General features: G+C 73.8%; 14 protein-coding genes. 4 read left to right on the top strand and 10 right to left on the bottom strand.

What is annotated here, in order from left to right; genetic code table 11:
* The first annotated feature begins 97 nt into the window (after positions 1–97).
* On the top strand, positions 98–307 hold the full coding sequence (locus tag AB0B02_RS23545; RefSeq protein WP_281940646.1) for a CDGSH iron-sulfur domain-containing protein: 210 nt from the start codon (positions 98–100) through the stop codon (positions 305–307).
* A 31-nt stretch (positions 308–338) separates the two neighbouring features.
* Here AB0B02_RS23545 and AB0B02_RS23540 read toward each other — a convergent pair whose 3' ends face one another.
* Genes AB0B02_RS23540 through AB0B02_RS23530 form a run of 3 tightly spaced genes read right to left on the bottom strand, consistent with a single transcriptional unit; the run spans position 339 to position 4,316 of the window.
* Positions 339–1,385, bottom strand: a complete 1,047-nt coding sequence (locus AB0B02_RS23540; protein ID WP_357303529.1) for an iron-containing redox enzyme family protein — start codon at positions 1,383–1,385, stop codon at positions 339–341.
* Between the two features lie 56 nt (positions 1,386–1,441).
* The gene (locus tag AB0B02_RS23535) at positions 1,442–3,199 is read right to left on the bottom strand and encodes a thiamine pyrophosphate-binding protein (RefSeq protein ID WP_357303526.1); all 1,758 of its coding nucleotides are present in this window, start codon (positions 3,197–3,199) and stop codon (positions 1,442–1,444) included.
* Positions 3,192–4,316, bottom strand: a complete 1,125-nt coding sequence (locus AB0B02_RS23530) for a Vms1/Ankzf1 family peptidyl-tRNA hydrolase (protein ID WP_281940640.1) — start codon at positions 4,314–4,316, stop codon at positions 3,192–3,194. The genes AB0B02_RS23535 and AB0B02_RS23530 overlap by 8 nt, the downstream gene beginning before the upstream one ends.
* 143 nt (positions 4,317–4,459) lie before the next feature.
* Between AB0B02_RS23530 and AB0B02_RS23525 the strand changes: the two genes are divergently transcribed.
* Positions 4,460–5,008: a hypothetical protein gene (locus AB0B02_RS23525; protein WP_357303521.1), complete on the top strand. Its 549-nt coding sequence runs from the start codon at positions 4,460–4,462 to the stop codon at positions 5,006–5,008.
* Positions 5,009–5,085: 77 nt separating this feature from the next.
* Here AB0B02_RS23525 and AB0B02_RS23520 read toward each other — a convergent pair whose 3' ends face one another.
* Positions 5,086–5,427, bottom strand: coding sequence for a DUF3817 domain-containing protein (locus tag AB0B02_RS23520; RefSeq protein WP_357303518.1), 342 nt, complete (start codon positions 5,425–5,427; stop codon positions 5,086–5,088).
* A 210-nt stretch (positions 5,428–5,637) separates the two neighbouring features.
* Here AB0B02_RS23520 and AB0B02_RS23515 point away from each other — a divergent pair, with 210 nt between their 5' ends.
* Positions 5,638–7,116, top strand: a complete 1,479-nt coding sequence (locus AB0B02_RS23515; RefSeq protein WP_357303515.1) for a glutamate--cysteine ligase — start codon at positions 5,638–5,640, stop codon at positions 7,114–7,116.
* Between the two features lie 155 nt (positions 7,117–7,271).
* Here AB0B02_RS23515 and AB0B02_RS23510 read toward each other — a convergent pair whose 3' ends face one another.
* The 6 genes from AB0B02_RS23510 to glgX form a co-directional block, all read right to left on the bottom strand.
* Positions 7,272–7,883 (bottom strand): DUF6518 family protein, encoded by a 612-nt coding sequence (locus AB0B02_RS23510; RefSeq protein ID WP_357303512.1) that lies wholly within the window; start codon positions 7,881–7,883, stop codon positions 7,272–7,274.
* A 25-nt stretch (positions 7,884–7,908) separates the two neighbouring features.
* Positions 7,909–8,826 (bottom strand): class A beta-lactamase, encoded by a 918-nt coding sequence (gene bla, locus AB0B02_RS23505; RefSeq protein ID WP_357303509.1) that lies wholly within the window; start codon positions 8,824–8,826, stop codon positions 7,909–7,911.
* 43 nt (positions 8,827–8,869) lie between these two features.
* Positions 8,870–9,517, bottom strand: coding sequence for a maleylpyruvate isomerase family mycothiol-dependent enzyme (locus AB0B02_RS23500; protein ID WP_357303506.1), 648 nt, complete (start codon positions 9,515–9,517; stop codon positions 8,870–8,872).
* Between the two features lie 459 nt (positions 9,518–9,976).
* On the bottom strand, positions 9,977–11,710 hold the full coding sequence (gene treZ / locus AB0B02_RS23495; RefSeq protein WP_357303503.1) for a malto-oligosyltrehalose trehalohydrolase: 1,734 nt from the start codon (positions 11,708–11,710) through the stop codon (positions 9,977–9,979).
* Positions 11,707–14,007, bottom strand: coding sequence for a malto-oligosyltrehalose synthase (gene treY / locus AB0B02_RS23490; protein WP_357303500.1), 2,301 nt, complete (start codon positions 14,005–14,007; stop codon positions 11,707–11,709). The genes treZ and treY overlap by 4 nt, the downstream gene beginning before the upstream one ends.
* Positions 14,008–14,009: 2 nt before the next feature.
* Positions 14,010–16,130 carry a glycogen debranching protein GlgX gene (gene glgX / locus AB0B02_RS23485; protein ID WP_357303745.1) on the bottom strand — a complete coding sequence of 707 codons (2,121 nt, stop codon included), beginning with the start codon at positions 16,128–16,130 and terminating at the stop codon, positions 14,010–14,012.
* A 293-nt stretch (positions 16,131–16,423) separates the two neighbouring features.
* Here glgX and AB0B02_RS23480 point away from each other — a divergent pair.
* A partial coding sequence (locus tag AB0B02_RS23480) for a glycogen/starch synthase (protein WP_357303497.1) occupies positions 16,424–16,653 on the top strand: 230 nt, incomplete at its 3' end.

Here is a 16,653-nt window from a genome sequence, read left to right as displayed (position 1 = left end):
CCGGTCGGGTGCCGTCGCGCCGCTCCCCCGCCGCCACGGGCGCAACGGCACGCCGGGTGCGGGTTTGGGTCGCGGCGGGACGGGCACTGCACCGCGCATGCCCGACGACCAGAGCGCCCCGGCGGCGACCATCACCCCGTACCGGGACGGACCGCTGCTGGTGCGCGGCGACTTCGCGCTGGTCACGCCGGAGGGCGAGCCGATCGAGGCGCGCCGGGGCACGGTGGCGCTGTGCCGCTGTGGCAAGAGCGCGATCAAGCCGTTCTGCGACGGCACCCACAAGGTCGCCGGCTTCCGGGCGCCCTGACCGCTCGGGGGCCGGTGGGAACAGCAGGGAGTCAGGCGGCGGCCAGCGCGCCGGTGGCCGGCCGCAGCGACGAACGCCCCGCCGACCAGGCGGACAGCAGGTGGGTGGCGAAGAGACGGTCCAGCGCCAGCGCGGCGGCGGCCCCGAACAGCACGTCCCCGGCGAGCGCCGGCTCCGCGCGGACCAGCCCGCCGCACAGGTCGTACGCGGCGATCTGCTCGTGCACCGCGTCCGCCTCGACGTGCTCGTCGTAGAAGCGGGTGGCGACCGCGTCGAAGCCCAGCCGGCGCAACCCGTTGCCGTACCGGCGGTTCGGTAGCGACGAGGTCATCTCGTACGCGGCCAGGTGGCCGAGCAACGCCCCGCGCCGCCGCCGGTGCAGCCCGAACAGCGACATCAGGTTGTTGAGCGCCAGCGTCACCGCCGGCACCCGGTCCAGGTGGGCGGCGTAACCGGTGTCCAGGCCGAGCCGGTCCATGGTGGCGCGGAACAGCTCCGCGTGCATCCGGTCCAGCCGGCCGTTGCCGTACTCGTCCATCTGGATCTCGACGAGCGCCGCCTTCGCCGGGCCGCCGAGCCGGGGCAACGCCCAGCTGTGCGGGTCGGCCTCCCGGAGGTGGTAGATCGAGCGGTGCGTGACGAACTCGCGGAACTGCGCCAGGTCGGCGCGGCGTTGCAGAGTGGCGGCGAGCGCGGGACCGTCGTCCGCGGCCACCACGTCGATCAGCGTCGCCGGCAGGGCGGCCGGCAGCACCGCCGGTAGTGGCCCGGCCAGCTCCCGCAGCGCCGCCGTGAACGGACGCTCCGCCCGGGCCCGCAGCGCCAGCAGGGACGGCTCCCACTCCCACTCGTCGGTCACGCCCTGCCATCCGCGGTAGTGCAGCTCGTAGCAGAGGAAGAGGGTGAGCTGGAGGTCCTCGTCGGTCAGCGGCGCCGCCGCCTCGTCGAACCGGTCGCCCAACCCGGACGGCAGCGCGCCGGGCGACCCGCGCAGCGCGGTGAGCAGCCCGGCCGAGACCGGCCCGCGGGCCGCCGGCAGCGGGGCGGGACCGTAGCGACGATCGGTGACGGTGGACAAGCGGGACCTCCCGGGGACCGGCGAATGCCTGGTCGCAGTGCCCCACCCGGGTCCGGCTAAACGAGGTCCTCGGCGGCGATGGCCTCGGTCTGGATCACCCGGTCCCGCACCCGCCGGGCCGCGTCGCCGTCCGTCATCAGGCCGCGTAGGTCGGCCAGCGCCGGCTCGGGCGCGTTCAGCGGCACGGCCGGGTCCACCACCGCCTCCAGCACGCTGGGCCGGTCCGCGGCGAGCACCTCGTCCCAGGCGGGGCCGATCAGGTCCGGCCGGTCCACCCGGACGCCGTGCAGGCCGAGCAGCCGGGCCCAGCCGGCGTACGGCACGCCGGGTCGCCGGTGGAGCGGTGTGCCCGGGGGGCGGCCGCCGCCCACCCCGGACTGGTCGCGGTTGTTCAGCACCAGCACGACCAGCCGGGGGTCGGGCCACTCCGTCCAGTGGTGCGCCACGGTGATCAGCTCGGCCAGGCCGTTGAGCTGCATCGCGCCGTCGCCGAGCAGCGCCAGCACCGGCTGGTCCGGCCAGGCCAGCTTGGCGGCCACCGCGTACGGCAGCGCGCACCCCATCGAGCCGAGCGTGCCGCAGAGCCGGGCCTGCACGCCGGGCGGCAACTCCACCTGGCGGGCGTACCAGTAGAGGACCGAGCCGATGTCGACGGCGACCGCGGCGCGTCGCGGCAGCCGGGCGGACAGCTCGCGGAGCACGAGTTCCGGGTTGATCGGCTCGGCCGGGGCGGCGGCGCGGTCGGCGGCGAGCGTCCGCCAACGGTCCACCGAGCGTTCCACCACGCCACGCCACTGCGCGTGGGGCCGTTCCGGCACCCGGTCCAGCAGCGCCCGCAGCGTCTCGGCGGCGTCGCCGACCAGCGGAACGTCGATCGGGTAACGGGTGCCGATCCGCCGACCGTCGATGTCGATCTGGATGGTGCGCACCTGCCCGGGCAGCGGGAACCAGTCGGTCCACGGGTCGTTCGTGCCGATCAGCACCAGCGTGTCGCAGCCGCCCATGAGCTGCGCGGCGGCGGTGGTGCCGACCTCGCCGAGCACGCCGGTGTGGAACGGCAGCCGCTCGTCCAGCACCGGCTTGCCGAGCAGCGACGTGGCCACGCCCGCGCCGAGCCGGTCGGCGAGCGCGACGATCTCCCCAGCCGCGCCGTGCGCTCCCTGGCCGACCAGCACGGCCACCCGCTGCCCGGCGCTGAGCAGCGAGGCGGCGGCGTCCAGGTCGGCGTCGTGCGGCAGCACCCGGGCCAGCGGCTCGCCGGGCGTCGCGGTGATGACGCCGGCGGTCGGTGGGAGCCGGTCGGGCACGGGCGTCACCTGCAACGCCCGGGGCAGCACCACGCAGGTCGGGCTGCGGGTCGCCGCCGCGGTCCGGAACGCCTGGTCCAGCAGCGCCGGTACGTGGTCGGGAGTGCGGCCGTACCGGACGAACTGGTTGCACACGTCACCGAAGAGGCGACTCAGCCCGATCTCCTCGTGCGCGCCGCCGAGCGGGCCGCTGACGTCCTCGCCGATGATCGCCACCACCGGCTTGCTGTCCAGCTTCGCGTCGTAGAGGCCGTTGAGCAGATGCACCGCGCTGGGCCCCTGGGTGGCCAGGCACACCCCGATCCCGCCGGTGAACTTGGCGTGGCCGGTGGCCATGAACGCGGCCGTCTCCTCGTGCCGGGCCGGCACGAACGCCGGGTCGCCACCGGCGTCGTCGAGCGCGGCCACCAGCGGGGCGAGCGCCGCGCCGGGATAGCCGAAGGCCCGCGGCACCCGCCAGGCCCGTAGCCGCTCGACCACCAGGTCGGCGACGGTACGGTCAGCCATCGTCCCGCCCCGGGGTGCCGGCGTCGACGTACCGCAGCACCGCGCCGACCCCGTCGGTCAGTTCCGGCGCCTCCTCCGGCGCGAGCACGGTCAGCTCCGCGTCGGTGCCGATCAGCGCGCGCAGCAGCGCGGCGTCCGCGCGTACCTTCTGCGGGTCGGCCACCGACATGTCGGCCAGCTGCGCCGGGTCGGTGGCGATCTCGGTCGGCTCGGGGCCGACCCACAGCTCGCCGTCGGCGGACGCGTCGTCGACGATCAGCATGGTGTCGACCTGGTTTCGTTGCAGCGCGGCGACCACCGCGTCGAGCCCGGCGCCGACGTCCTCCTGCACGCCGAACCGGTCGAGCGCGGCGGCGATCCGCCGGTCGGCGACCTCGGCGACGGTCTGCACGGTGAGGTCGTCCATCAGCGTGTCCTCGGCGCCGCCGGCCCGGGAGCCGGCGTCGGTGCGGACCAGCACGTCCTGCCAGCGTTCCGGGAGCTGGGCGGCGATCATGCCGGTGGCCCGGATGTCGCCGGCCACCACGACCACGTCGGCGCCGACGCGGTCGGCCAGCTCGGCGGTGGCCGCGGCGGCGTCGCCGGCGTTGTGGTGCCACGCCTCCATGGCGGCCCGCTGGTAGCGGGACTGCGACCAGCCGCCGGGCTGCACCCGGCGCACCTGGCGGCTCTGCCGGCCCGTCACCTGGGCCCGCCGGGGCACCCCGCCGGCGCTGACCGCCATCGCGTCGGCGCCGGTGCGGTCGGCCAGCACCCGCACCCAGGCGACCTGTTCGCCGCGCTGGGCGACAAGCGGCATGGTGTGCGGCAGCGCGGCCCAGGTGGCCAGGTCGCGCAGCGGCGGCGCGGAGAGGTACTCGGTGAGCACCACCCGGCCCCGGCTGGCGAAGACCGCGATGCCGTAGTCGCCGGGCATCGGCTGGTGCCGGCGGACCACCTCCTCCACCGCCTCGACGGTGACCTGATCGGCGCCCTGGGCCAGCAGGTCCCCCTTCAGGGCCCGCCAGCGCAGGTCGACCTGTGGGCGCGAGTCGTGGGTGTCCCGGGAGGCGTCCAGGTACACCGAACACCAGGGCCCGGGACGGTCGTAGAGCGGGCGCAGGAAGGACAGCTGCATGCTCGACCCCTTTCCAGCTCGGCCGCACGCATACCCGCGCCCCGGCCGATGTCACCTTCCGGTCCGTCGGGCGTGACCGTTCGTTCATTCACGTCGTTCAACCTGAAGGGCCGATACCATCTGTGCACGGAACGGAACTCTCGGTGGTGAACATGGACACGGAGCTACACACCCGACGCGTCGTCCGTCCGACGGAACGCGTCGTCACCGGACGGCTGGTCCGGCTGATGGAGGGGTACGCCCGCGAGGTGCGCGTGGGCCAGCCGGTGCTGGTCACGGTGTTGACCGCGGCGGGGGTGGTGGGGCTGCTGCTACGGGTGGTCCGCGCGTTGCTCAGCAGCGGCGGTGGCGGCGCGAAGCGCAGCTTCAAGGACCTGAAGAAGGGGCCCGAGTTCCTGGTCACCCCGGTCCGGGTGCGCGACGCCGCGGACCGGCTGGTCGAGGTCGAACTGCACGGTCACCTGCCGCAGAGCGCGCTGCACCCCGGCGACCACGTGCAGCTCACGCTGCGCCCGCAGCGCGACGCGGACCTGCCGCCCCGGATCGAGCGGATCGTCAACCTGACCACCGGTCAGCTGCTCACCCCGCGTACCGCGACGCTCTGGTCGCACCTGGGCCCGGCCCTGCTGCTCCAGGCGACCCTCGGCGTCCTCCTGGTGCTCGGCGTAGCCGCCTGCTCCGCCCTGACGTGAAAGGACGGGCCCCCGCCCAACGCCTCCGGTAGAGGCCGACGCCCCGCCTGACGCCTCCGGTGACGGCGGGGCTCCGCTCAACCACCGACCTTCGCGAGCGGACGCGCGTCGGAAGCGGGGGCGTCGAGCAGCCCGCGGCGGCGCGCCCAGCGCTCGAACAGCACGGTGGCGAACGGCGGCACCGCGCTGGCCAGCGCCAGCCCGGTCCACACCAGCGACCAGCGTCGCCGTCGGGCCACCACGAGGACCAGCAGCCCGTACGCGACGAAGAGCGCGCCGTGGATCGGGCCGAACACCTGCACGCCGAGTTCGTTGCGCGGCGGCCCGTACTTGACCGCCATGCCGGCCAGCAGCGCCGCCCAGGAGCACGCCTCGGCGATCGCCGCCCACACGAACGCCCGGATCCACCCGTCGCGCATCAGTCACTCCTTCTCCGTCGCGGCGGCCATGGTAGCCGGCCCACCTGGCGACCGGCCGGCAAGCGGGGCGCCTGCCTCTACGGGAGGCGTCAAGCGGGGGCCCGTGCTTCCCTCCGGGCGGTTCGGGGTACAGAAAAGGTTCCTTAGACCTTTTCCTGACCCGTCACTCCGTGCGAGGTTGGGAAGACCAACGGTGACAAGGTGGTGACCATGGGCGAAGACGTCGGCGCACGCACCTTCAGCCGGGAGGATCGGGCCCGCTACCGGGAGAAGGTCCGGCGCTGTCTGGACGTCTTCGCCGAGATGCTGCGCGAGTCCCGGTTCGACGTGGAGCGGCCGATGACCGGCCTGGAGATCGAGCTGAACCTGGTCGACGAGCGCTTCGACCCGGCGATGCGCAACGCCGACGTGCTGGCGGCGATCGCCGACGAGGCGTTCCAGACCGAGCTGGGCCAGTTCAACGTGGAGATCAACGTGGCGCCGCGCCGGCTCACCGGCACCGGCACCGCCCAGTTCGAGGAGCACGTGCGGGCCAGCCTCAACGCCGCCGAGGAGAAGGCCCGCACGGTCGGCGCGCACATGGTGATGATCGGCGTCCTGCCGACGCTGCGCCCGGAGCACCTGACCGCCGAATCGCTCTCCGCCAACCCCCGGTACGCGTTGCTCAACGAGCAGATCTTCGCCGCCCGCGGGGAGGACCTGCCGATCGCGATCAGCGGGGTGGAGCGGCTGGCCACCACCGCCGACACCATCACGCCGGAGGCGGCCTGCACCAGCACCCAGTTCCACCTCCAGGTCAGCCCGGCGCATTTCGCCGACTACTGGAACGCCGCCCAGGCGATCGCCGGCATCCAGGTGGCGCTCGGCGCGAACTCTCCGCTGTTCTTCGGCCGGGAGCTGTGGCGGGAGACCCGCATCCCGCTGTTCCAGCAGGCCACCGACACCCGGGCGGAAGAGATAAAAGCCCAGGGGGTACGCCCGCGGGTGTGGTTCGGGGAACGGTGGATCACCTCGGTGTTCGACCTGTTCGAGGAGAACGTGCGCTATTTCCCCGCGCTGCTGCCGGTGTGCGACCCGGAGGATCCGGCGGCGACGCTGGCCAGCGGCGGTGTGCCGAAACTCGCCGAGTTGCGCCTGCACAACGGCACCATCTACCGCTGGAACCGGCCGGTCTACGACGTGTCGCGCGGGCGTCCGCACCTGCGGGTGGAGAACCGGGTGCTGCCGGCCGGCCCGACCGTGCTGGACACGGTGGCCAACGGCGCCTTCTACTTCGGACTGGTCCGGGCGCTGGCCGAGTCGGACCGTCCGCTCTGGTCGCAGATGTCGTTCAGCGCCGCCGAGGAGAACTTCAACGCCTGCGCCCGGCACGGCATCGACGCCCAGGTGTTCTGGCCGGGCCTGGGCTACCTGCCGGTGACCGAGCTGGTGCTGCGTCGGCTGCTGCCGATGGCCCACCAGGGGCTCGACCGGTGGGGCCTGGACCCGGCCGAACGGGACCGGCTGCTCGGCGTCATCGAGCAGCGCTGCCTGACCGGCCGCAACGGCGCGACCTGGCAGGTGGAGACGCTGCACCGGCTGGAGTCCGCCGACCACCTCGACCGGCCGGCCGCGCTGCGCGAGGTGGTCCGGCACTACGTCGACCTGATGCACAGCAACCACCCGGTGCACGAGTGGCCGATCCCCTGACGGGTCCGGGGCCGTCCCCCGGTCACCGGGGGACGACCCGCAGGCGGTCTACGCGGCCGAACGAAGATCCCGGTCATCCGGATCGCCCCGCTCAGGGCGGGCCGACGGTCGACCAGCAGCACGTCGTGCCCGCGCGCGGCGAGCGACGTGGGGCCTCAGCCGGAGACGGCGACGAAGACCAGCGCGCCGAGCGCGGCCAGCGGCAACGCCACCGTCGTCGCGAGCAACCGGGTCCGGGCGGCGCGGGCGACGAGCAGGATCACGAGCGCGGCGAGCCCGAGGTCGATGGCCACGTTCCACGAGGCGCCGGGGTAGTAGCCGGTGCGGCCCCGGTCGGCGAAGCGCAGCGCCTCCTCGACGAACACGGCCGCCGGCAACGCGGTCGCCACCACCCGCCGCCACCCGGACGACCGGGCCCAGACACCGGCGACGCCGAACACCACGCCCGCGAGCACCCCGGACGCCATCCAGAGCAACGAGGTGGGCGCGGTGATCACGGCCAGGTCGTCCCCCTGGAGCAGCGCCGCCGCCAGGTAGTAGCTGGGCACGGCGACGACCAGCAGGACCACGCCCGCCACCGCCGCCCGCAGCTCGCCCACCCGGACCCACCAGCCGAGCGCGAACGCGGCGATTGCCCAGGTGGCGGTGGAGTTGCCGAGTTCGGCCAGCGGGTACGGCACCCTCGTGATCCAGACGAAGTCGAGGAAGCCGAGCAGGAAACCGGCGAGGGGGGCGACGAGCGCCAGGATGCGACGGGTCGGCGGCATGACGGCGAGCATACTCGGTATGCAGTCAGCGCATCGCTGCCAGGGTCGCCGCCGCGGCACCGGCCACCAGCGCGTCGTCCGGCGTCGCGTTCCGGTCGGCCCGGGTGGTGAGCACCGCCAGCACGATCGGCGCGGCGTCCGGCGGCCACACCACGGCGATGTCGTTTCGGGTGCCGTACCCGCCGGTGCCGCTCTTGTCCGCGACCCGCCAACCGGCCGGCGTGCCGGCCCGGACCAGGCCCGCGCCGGTGGTGCTGCTCCGCATCCAGTCGAGCAGCACCGCCCGGTCCGGCGGCGGCAGCACGTCGCCCAGCGCGTACGCCCGCAGGGAACCGACCAACGCGCGGGGGGTGCTGGTGTCGCGGACGTCGCCCGGCGCGGCCTCGTTGAGGTCCGGCTCCGTGCGGGCGGGGTCGGTGACCCGGTCGCCGACGCCCCGCAGCGCGCGCTCGAACGCGGCCGGGCCGCCGAGTTCGGCGAACATCAGGTTGCCGGCGGTGTTGTCGCTCTGCCGCACCGCCGCCTCGGCGACCGCCCGCAGCGTCATCCCGGACCCGACGTACCGCTCGGTGACCGGCGAGTACGACACCAGGTCCGCCCGCCGGTAACGCACCACCCGGTCCAGGTCGGCGTCGGACGTGGCGGCCAGCAACGCGCCGGCCGCGAGCGCCTTGCACGTCGACGCGTACGCGAACCGTTCGTCAGCCCGGTGGGCCAGCGTACGGCCGGTGCCGGTGTCGACCGCGTAGACGCCGATCCGCGCTCCGAACCGCCGTTCCAGCGCGGCGAGTTCCCCGGGCACCGGAACCGGGGCACCCGTCGACGCGCCGGGAGCCGTGCCGGCGGCAGGAGCCGTGCCGGCGCGGGGCGCGGCCGGGGTGGACGTGCAGCCGGCCAACAGGACGATCGCAAGCGCCGCCACTGCCCGCTGGACGTGCTTCATGGTGCTCCTCTCCACGCCGGCACACCGGCGGCGTCGCCCGTCCTCAGGCGGGGGCGCACCGCTGACGCAGCGTGGGCACACCGGGCCCGGTCAGGTCGTCGCAGTATGCCGCCCGGCCGGCCATCGCCATGGTCAGTGCCAGCGTGGTGCCGCTGACCAGTGGGCCGGCGCCGGTGGCGAACGGTCCGTCGGTGGCCGCCACCCGCAGCCCCCGGATGGCGCTGCGTCCGCTCACGGTGAAGTCCCGACCGGCAAAGAATCGGGCGACCGGCGTCACGGCCTCGACCGGCGGCGTACGGCCGAGGCCGAGCGGTCGCCGGATGTCCTGGGCGTGCACGACCACCTCACCGAGCCACGCCTCGGTCGGGCCGAACGTGGACGTGGTGCTGCGGATGATCCGACGGAACCGGTCGAGCGTCTCCGCCGGGTCGGCGCCCCGGTGCTCGGCCAGGCGACGGTCGTTGTGCTTGTCGAAGTCGAAGCGCGCGCCCAGCACGCTGGCCACCCAGCGTGCCCGGCCGACGCTCGCCGCCGCGGTGAGGTGCGCGACCACCTCCTCCACCGTCCACCGTCCGCACAGCGAACGCTGCGCCCACCGCGCCGCCTCCAGCCCGGCCAGATCCTCGGCGAGCGCCGCCCGCTCGGCGTGCGCGAGCGCCCACAACTCGTCCCGGCTCAGCGTGTCGGACATGAAAACCCCCAGTTGTCGGCCCCGTCCCCGCTCAGACCGCCCCCACCCGCCGAACTCATCGCCCGCCGCCTGGCCGCCCTTCCCCTCTCGTCGATCTTGGAGTTGTGGTGCCAGGGAAAGCGCTGGATGTCAGCTTTGCGAACCACCACAACTCCAAGATCGGCGCGAACCCGTGCACCGGGTCAGGCCGACCAGGCGGGCCGTGGCGGGTGGGGGCGGGCGATCTCCGCGACGACGGTACGTGCCACCGGCCGCAGCCGAGTCTCGGCCGGCGCGATGCCGTCCGCCTCCGGCGTGAGTCGTTCGGGCCATCAGGTTCGTCGGCAGGATGTCGACTCCCCTGCCCGCCCGACTCCCGGTCGGGCAGTGCGTTGACGTGCTGCCGGCCCTCAGCGGGCGACCGGCGCAGCTGGACCGGCAAACGGCATGCCTCGACGCCGCGAGGACCGGGGCGCGACGTCAGAGCGCGACGATCGCCGCGCTCTCCGCCGGCAGCTCGATGCCGCCGCGCATCACCGTGGCGCCCTCGGAGGAGGCGAGCAGCACCCGGCGTACCGCCCCGGGCAGGTTCACCCGCTGCGGTCGCTCCGCCAGGTTGGCCACCACCAGCGTGTCGCCGCGTCGCACCACCAGGAACTGGTCGCCGTGGCGCACCTCGACCCGGTGCAGCCGCGGGTCGGACAGGTCCGGGCACGACTTGCGCAGCGCGATCAGCCGCCGGTGGAACTCGTACATCTCGCGGTGGTCGGGCTTGTCCAGCTCGGCCCAGTCCAGCCGGGACCGCAGGAACGTCTGCGGGTCCTGCGGGTCGGGCACGTCGTCGGTGGCCCATCCGTGGTCGGCGAACTCGCGTCGGCGGCCGGTGGCGACCGCGACCGCCAGCTCCGGCTCGGGGTGGCTGGTGAAGAACTGCCACGGCGTGGTCGCGGCCCACTCCTCCCCCATGAACAGCATCGGGGTGAACGGCGCGGTCATCAGCAGCGTGGCGCCGACCCGCAGCATCCCGGTCGAGAGCGTGGCGGAGATCCGGTCACCGGTGGCCCGGTTGCCGATCTGGTCGTGGTTCTGCAGGTAGGCGACGAACCGGTGGCCGGGCGTGCGCTGCCGGTCGACCGGGCGGCCGTGGCTGCGGTTGCGGAAGCTGGACCAGGTGCCGGCGTGGAAGAACGCGCCGGTCAGCACGTCGGTGAGGCACTCCAACGAGCCGAAGTCGCCGTAGTAGCCCTGCCGCTCGCCGGTGAGCAGCGTGTGCAGCGCGTGGTGCGCGTCGTCGTTCCACTGGGCGTGCAGGCCGTAGCCGCCGGCCTCGCGCGGCGTGATCAGCGTCGGGTCGTTCAGGTCGGACTCGGCGATCAGCGACAGCGGCCGGCCCAGCGCGGTCGACAGCGACTCGACCTCGACCGCCACCTCCTCCAGCCAGTGGGTGGCCCGGCCGTCCGGCATCGCGTGCACGGCGTCCAGCCGCAGCCCGTCGACGTGGTAGTCGCGCAGCCACATCAGCACGCTGTCGACGATGTAGCGGCGCACGCCGTCGGAGTGCGGGCCGTCCAGGTTGACCGTGCGGCCCCAGGTGTTGCTCTGCTCGGCGAGATACGGCGCGAAGCGCGGCGCGTAGGCCCCGGAGGGCCCGAAATGGTTGTAGACGACGTCGAGGATCACCCCCAGCCCTCGGGCGTGAGCCGCGTCGACGAAGCGTTTCAGGCCGTCCGGCCCGCCGTAGGGCTCGTGCGGGGCGTACCAGCAGACGCCGTCGTAACCCCAGTTGTGCTCGCCGTTGAACGCGTTGACCGGCAGCAGCTCGACCAGGTCGACACCGAGCTCCACCAGGTGGTCGAGCCGGGCGATGGCCCCGTCGAACGTGCCCTCCGGGGTGAACGTGCCGATGTGCAGCTCGTACAGCACGCTGCCGGGCAACTGCCGGCCGGTCCACGCGGTGTCGGTCCAGGGGAACGCCGCGTGGTCGTACACCCGGCTGGGGCCGTGCACGCCGACCGGCTGCCAGGCCGACCTCGGGTCCGGCAGCGCCTGCTCGTCGTCGTCGAGCAGGAACGCGTAGTCGGCGCCCGGCCCGGCGTCGGGCGCCTCGACCCGCCACCAGCCGTCCGGACCGGGCCGCATGTCGTGGTCGGCCACGCCGGGCAGGCGCAACCGCACCCGGGCGGCCTCGGGCGCCCACACCGTGAACTCGGTCATGCGGCGGCCTCCGCTGGGTCGGTGGGTGCGAGGAGGGCGACGGGACAGGTGCTCAACAGATCTTCCAGGAGCACCTCCTCACCACTGTAGACCCGACCGGTGAACACGTCGGTCACCGGATGAACGGGAAGTGACAACGTCGTGCCCCGCCAGCCGCCGTCGCGGGCCAGCCGCACCGGCAGCCGGGTGGCCACCGCGATCGCGCCGCCCCGGTCGAACGCCACCGCGTGCGCGGCGGCCGGGCCGCGCGCCGGCAGCGGCCGGTAGCCGGTGAACAGCTCCGGACGGTCCCGGCGCAGCCGCAGCGTGCGGGAGACCACGAGCAGCTTGGCCGCGCCGTCCGCGGCCACCGTCGGCTGCCAGCCGGCGTCGAGCCGGGTCAGCAGCTCCCGGCGTACGGCGAAGTCGACCGGGCGGCGGTTGTCCGGGTCGACCAGGGAGTTCTCCCACAGCTCGGTGCCCTGGTAGGTGTCCGGCACGCCGGGCATGGCGAGCTGCACCAGCTTCTGCCCGAGCGCGTTGGACCAGCCGGCCGGCGTGATCTCGTCGACGAACGCGGTGATCTGGGCGAGCAGCTCCGGGTCGTCGTACATCCGGTCGACCAGGGCGTGCATCTCGTGCTCGAAGGCCGGGTCGGGGTCGGCCCAGCTCGTGCTGACCGACGCCTCCCGGGCGGCCTTCTCCGCGTACCCGTGCAGCCGGTCCCGGTCGAGCGGCCAGGCCCCGACGGCGGTCTGCCAGAGCAGGTGGGCCAGCGCCGGGTCGGCCAGCGGCGCCCGGGACATCCAGTCGGTGACCCGGTCGGCCCACCGGCCGGGCAGCTCGCTCAGCACCGCGAGCCGGGCGCGGACGTCCTCGCCGCGCTTCGTGTCGTGGGTGGAGAGCGCGGTCATGCTCGCCGGCCAGCGCACCTGGCGGGCGGCGGCGAACCGGTGCAGCTCGGCCGGCGGCACCCCGAAGTGGGCCGGGCTGCCGCCCACCTCGTTCAGCGCGACGAACCGGCTCCACCGGTAGTAGGCGGTGTCCTCCACGCCCTTGGCCATCACCGCGCCGGTCAACTGCGGGAACCGGGCGGCCAGCTCGTGACCGGGGTCCCGGAGCCGGGCGGTGACCTGGTCCAGCACGGCGGTCAGGTCGGGCCGGCGACGACCGGCCTCGCTGCGGGCGGCGGCCAGGTGCCGGGCCCCCTCCGGCGGATAGCCGCGGTAGACCGGGAAGCAGGCGGCCAGCTCCGCGAGCGCGTCGCGGACCTGCTCGCGGGGCAGCTCGGGGACGAGCGCGGCGAGGCGGGTCAGCTCGGCGGCGAGCAGCCGGGTGGCGGCCTCCAGCTTGGTGCCGTGGGTCAGGTCCTCCCAGGAGGTGTGCCGGCCGGTGAGCCGCCCGTCGAGCGCGGTGAAGTCCGGCTCGGCTGCCGGGTCGACGAAGAGGCCGGACACGGCGGCCAGCGCGTCGTAGCCGGTGGTGCCCTCGACCGGCCAGTCCGGCAGGTCCTCGCCGTACTCCAGGATCTTCTCCACCACCAGCCAGCGTTGCGGCGCGGCGGCGCGCAACCGGGCCAGGTAGCCGGCCGGGTCGCGCAGCCCGTCCGGGTGGTCCACCCGGATGCCGTCGACGTCCCCGGCGTCGGACCAGCGCAGGATCTCCGCGTGGGTGGCGTCGAAGACCGCCGGGTCCTCCACCCGCAGGCCGGCCAGGTCGGAGACGGCGAAGAACCGGCGGTACGTCAGCTCGGTGTCGCCGCGCCGCCAGTCCACCAGCTCGTAGTGCTGCCGGTCGTGCACCTCGCGGGGTGTGCCGTCGCCGGTGCCGTCCGCGATCGGGAAGCGGTGCTCGTGGTAGCGCAGCTCCCCGTCGACCAGCTTGAGGTCGTCCAGCGCGTCGGGGGCGTCGGCGAGCACCGGCAGCAGCAGCCGGCCGCGGTCCCAGTCGATGTCGAACCAGTCCGCGTACGCCGAGTCGCGCCCGGCCCGCAGCACGTCCCACCAGGCCGGGTTGGCCGCCGGCCGGGCCACCCCGGCGTGGTTCGGCACGATGTCCACGACCAGGCCCAGCCCGGCCGCGCGCAGCGCCCGGACCAGGCGTTGCCGACCGGCCTCGCCGCCCAGCTCCGGGTTGACCGCCCGGTGGTCGACCACGTCGTAGCCGTGCTGCGAGCCGGGGGTGGCGGTGAGCAGCGGCGCGGTGTAGAGGTGGGTGACGCCGAGCGCGGCCAGGTAGTCGGTCAGCTCGGCGGTGGCGTCCAGGTCGAAGCCGGGCCGCACCTGGACGCGGTAGGTCGAACGGGGGGTGTCGGGCATGGTCAGGGCGTCCTCTCCAGGACCAGCAGCGAGCGGTCCGGCACGCACACCGTGCCACCCGCCTCGACCACTGTCGTCTTCTCCGGATCCGGTTCCGCGGTGCTGATCACCAGCTCCCACCGGGGCCCGAACTCCTCCCCGGGCAGCGTGAAGTCCAACGCCGCGTCGTGCGCGTTGAACAGCAGCAGGAAGGAGCTGTCCCGGTGGCGTTGGCCGTACTGGCCGCGCTCCGGGATGCCGTCGCCGTTGACGAACAGGGCCACCGAGCGGCCGAAGTCGTTGCCCCAGTCCTCGCCGGTCATCTCCCGGCCGTCCGGGGTGTACCAGGCCAGGTCCGGCAGGCCGGAGCCGGCGGCCCGACCGCCGACCGGCAGCCCGGTGAAGAACCGTCGACGGCGGAACACCTGGTGGCGGTTGCGGAACTCGGTGAGCCGCCGCACGAACGAGAGCAGCTCCTCGTCGGCCCGGTCCCAGTCCACCCAGGCCAGCTCGCTGTCCTGGCAGTAGGCGTTGTTGTTGCCGTGCTGGGTGCGGCCCAGCTCGTCGCCGTGGCCGAGCATCGGCACGCCCTGGGACAGGATCAGCGTGGCCAGGAAGTTGCGCCGCTGCCGCTCCCGCAGCGCGCGTACGCCCGGGTCGTCGGTGTCGCCCTCGACGCCGCAGTTCCAGGAGCGGTTGTGGCTCTCCCCGTCCCGGTTCTCCTCGCCGTTGGCCTCGTTGTGCTTGTCGTTGTACGACACCAGGTCGGTGAGCGTGAACCCGTCGTGGCAGGTGACGAAGTTGATGCTGTGGAACGGGCGGCGGCCGTCGTCCTGGTAGAGGTCGGCGGAGCCGGAGATGCGGGACGCGAACTCGGCGAGCGTGGCCGGCTCGCCGCGCCAGAAGTCGCGGACCGTGTCGCGGTATTTTCCGTTCCACTCGGTCCACTGCGGCGGGAAGTTGCCCACCTGGTAGCCGCCGGGGCCGATGTCCCACGGCTCGGCGATCAGCTTGACCCGGCCGACCACCGGGTCCTGCTGCACCACCTCGAAGAACGTGGAGAGGCGGTCCACCTCGTAGAACTCGCGGGCCAGCGTGGCGGCCAGGTCGAAGCGGAAGCCGTCGACGTGCATCTCGGTGACCCAGTAGCGCAACGAATCCATGATCAGTTGGAGCGAGTGCGGGCTGCGCACGTTGAGGCTGTTACCGGTGCCGGTGTAGTCGACGAAGTAGCGCCGGTCCTCCTCGGAGAGCCGGTAGTAGCTCGGCGTGTCGATGCCCTTGAAGCTCAGCGACGGCCCGAGGTGGTTGCCCTCGGCGGTGTGGTTGTAGACCACGTCGAGGATGACCTCGATGCCGGCGGCGTGCAGCGCCTTGACCATGCCGCGGAACTCCTGCACCTGCTGGCCGAGCCGGCCCAGCGCGGAGTAGCCGTGGTGCGGGGCGAAGAAGCCGATGGTGTTGTAGCCCCAGTAGTTGCGCAGCCCCAGGTCGGCCAGGCGGTGGTCGTGCACGAACTCGTGCACCGGCATCAGCTCGACCGCGGTCACCCCGAGCCGCTGGAAGTGCTCGATCATCACCGGCGAGGCGATCGCCGCGTACGTGCCGCGCAGCTCCTCCGGGATGTCCGGGTGGCGCATGGTCAGCCCGCGCACGTGCGCCTCGTAGATGACCGAGTGGTGGTAGGGCGTACGCGGCGGCTTGTCGTTGCCCCAGTCGAAGTACGGGTTCACCACCACCGACTTCGGCATGAACGGCGCCGAGTCGGTGGTGTTCATCCGGTCCGGGTCGCCGCCCACCTCGTAGTCGTAGACCGCCGGGTCCCAGGAGACCTCGCCGTCGACCGCCTTCGCGTACGGGTCGAGCAGCAGCTTGTGCGGGTTGCACCGCACCCCGTTGGCCGGGTCCCACCGGCCGTGCACCCGGAAGCCGTACCGCTGGCCGGGTTCGACGCCGGGAATGTAGGCGTGCCAGACGTACGCGTCGACCTCGCGCAGCTCGACCCGGCGCTCGGTGCCGATGTCCCACTCGTCGAACAGACAGAGCTCGACCCGCTCCGCCACCTCGGAGAAGATCGCGAAGTTGGTGCCCATCCCGTCGTAGGTGGCGCCGAGGGGGTAGCTCTCGCCCGGCCAGACCTGCATGTCGCTCCTTCGGCCCATGATCGTGAGCGCGCCGGACGGGCGGCCGACGCGCACGCCGTTGATGCCCCGCCGTACCCGCCGCCAATCCACCCGTTCGGACGGTAACCGAAAGGTTCGGGTGTCGTCCGTCACGATCGACCGTTTCGAGGTGCGGGTTCGCGCCGGATGGACTTTCCTGGACCGCGGACGCGCGCCCGCGCGTGTCCGCCCGGCCGCTCGGCCAATCCTCACCACCCGCCCACCGCCGCCACCGATGCCGGCGTGTCCCACCCTGCATGGACGGAGAACGACACGTGACCACGCTGCGGGTCGGCGCACAGACCGCCACCGCGACGGACCGGCTCCACCGGCCCACCCTCACCTCCCGCCCGACCGTGCCGCCGCAGTCCGGCGCCGCGTCCCGCAAACGGCGCATCCTGATGCTGTCGTGGGAGTACCCGCCGGTGCTCGTCGGTGGCCTCGGCCGCCACGTGCACGCGCTCTCCGTCGCCCTGGCCGCCGCCGGGCACGAGGTCACCGTGGT

The organism is Micromonospora sp. NPDC049240 (assembly GCF_040647835.1).
Lineage (GTDB): Bacteria > Actinomycetota > Actinomycetes > Mycobacteriales > Micromonosporaceae > Micromonospora.
Note: the sequence above shows the minus strand (reverse complement) of the source record. Positions and strands in the feature narration are given on the sequence as shown.

Bases quoted from the DNA above. Each gene is read 5' to 3' on its own strand.
- bla (WP_357303509.1), bottom strand. From the start codon at position 8,826: ATGAAGCACGTCCAGCGGGCAGTGGCGGCGCTTGCGATCGTCCTGTTG.
- AB0B02_RS23510 (WP_357303512.1), bottom strand. From the start codon at position 7,883: ATGCCGCCGACCCGTCGCATCCTGGCGCTCGTCGCCCCCCTCGCCGGT.
- AB0B02_RS23530 (WP_281940640.1), bottom strand. From the start codon at position 4,316: ATGCAGCTGTCCTTCCTGCGCCCGCTCTACGACCGTCCCGGGCCCTGG.
- AB0B02_RS23515 (WP_357303515.1), top strand. From the start codon at position 5,638: ATGGGCGAAGACGTCGGCGCACGCACCTTCAGCCGGGAGGATCGGGCC.
- AB0B02_RS23500 (WP_357303506.1), bottom strand. From the start codon at position 9,517: ATGTCCGACACGCTGAGCCGGGACGAGTTGTGGGCGCTCGCGCACGCC.
- AB0B02_RS23520 (WP_357303518.1), bottom strand. From the start codon at position 5,427: ATGCGCGACGGGTGGATCCGGGCGTTCGTGTGGGCGGCGATCGCCGAG.
- treZ (WP_357303503.1), bottom strand. From the start codon at position 11,710: ATGACCGAGTTCACGGTGTGGGCGCCCGAGGCCGCCCGGGTGCGGTTG.
- glgX (WP_357303745.1), bottom strand. From the start codon at position 16,130: ATGCAGGTCTGGCCGGGCGAGAGCTACCCCCTCGGCGCCACCTACGAC.
- AB0B02_RS23535 (WP_357303526.1), bottom strand. From the start codon at position 3,199: ATGGCTGACCGTACCGTCGCCGACCTGGTGGTCGAGCGGCTACGGGCC.
- treY (WP_357303500.1), bottom strand. From the start codon at position 14,007: ATGCCCGACACCCCCCGTTCGACCTACCGCGTCCAGGTGCGGCCCGGC.
- AB0B02_RS23545 (WP_281940646.1), top strand. From the start codon at position 98: ATGCCCGACGACCAGAGCGCCCCGGCGGCGACCATCACCCCGTACCGG.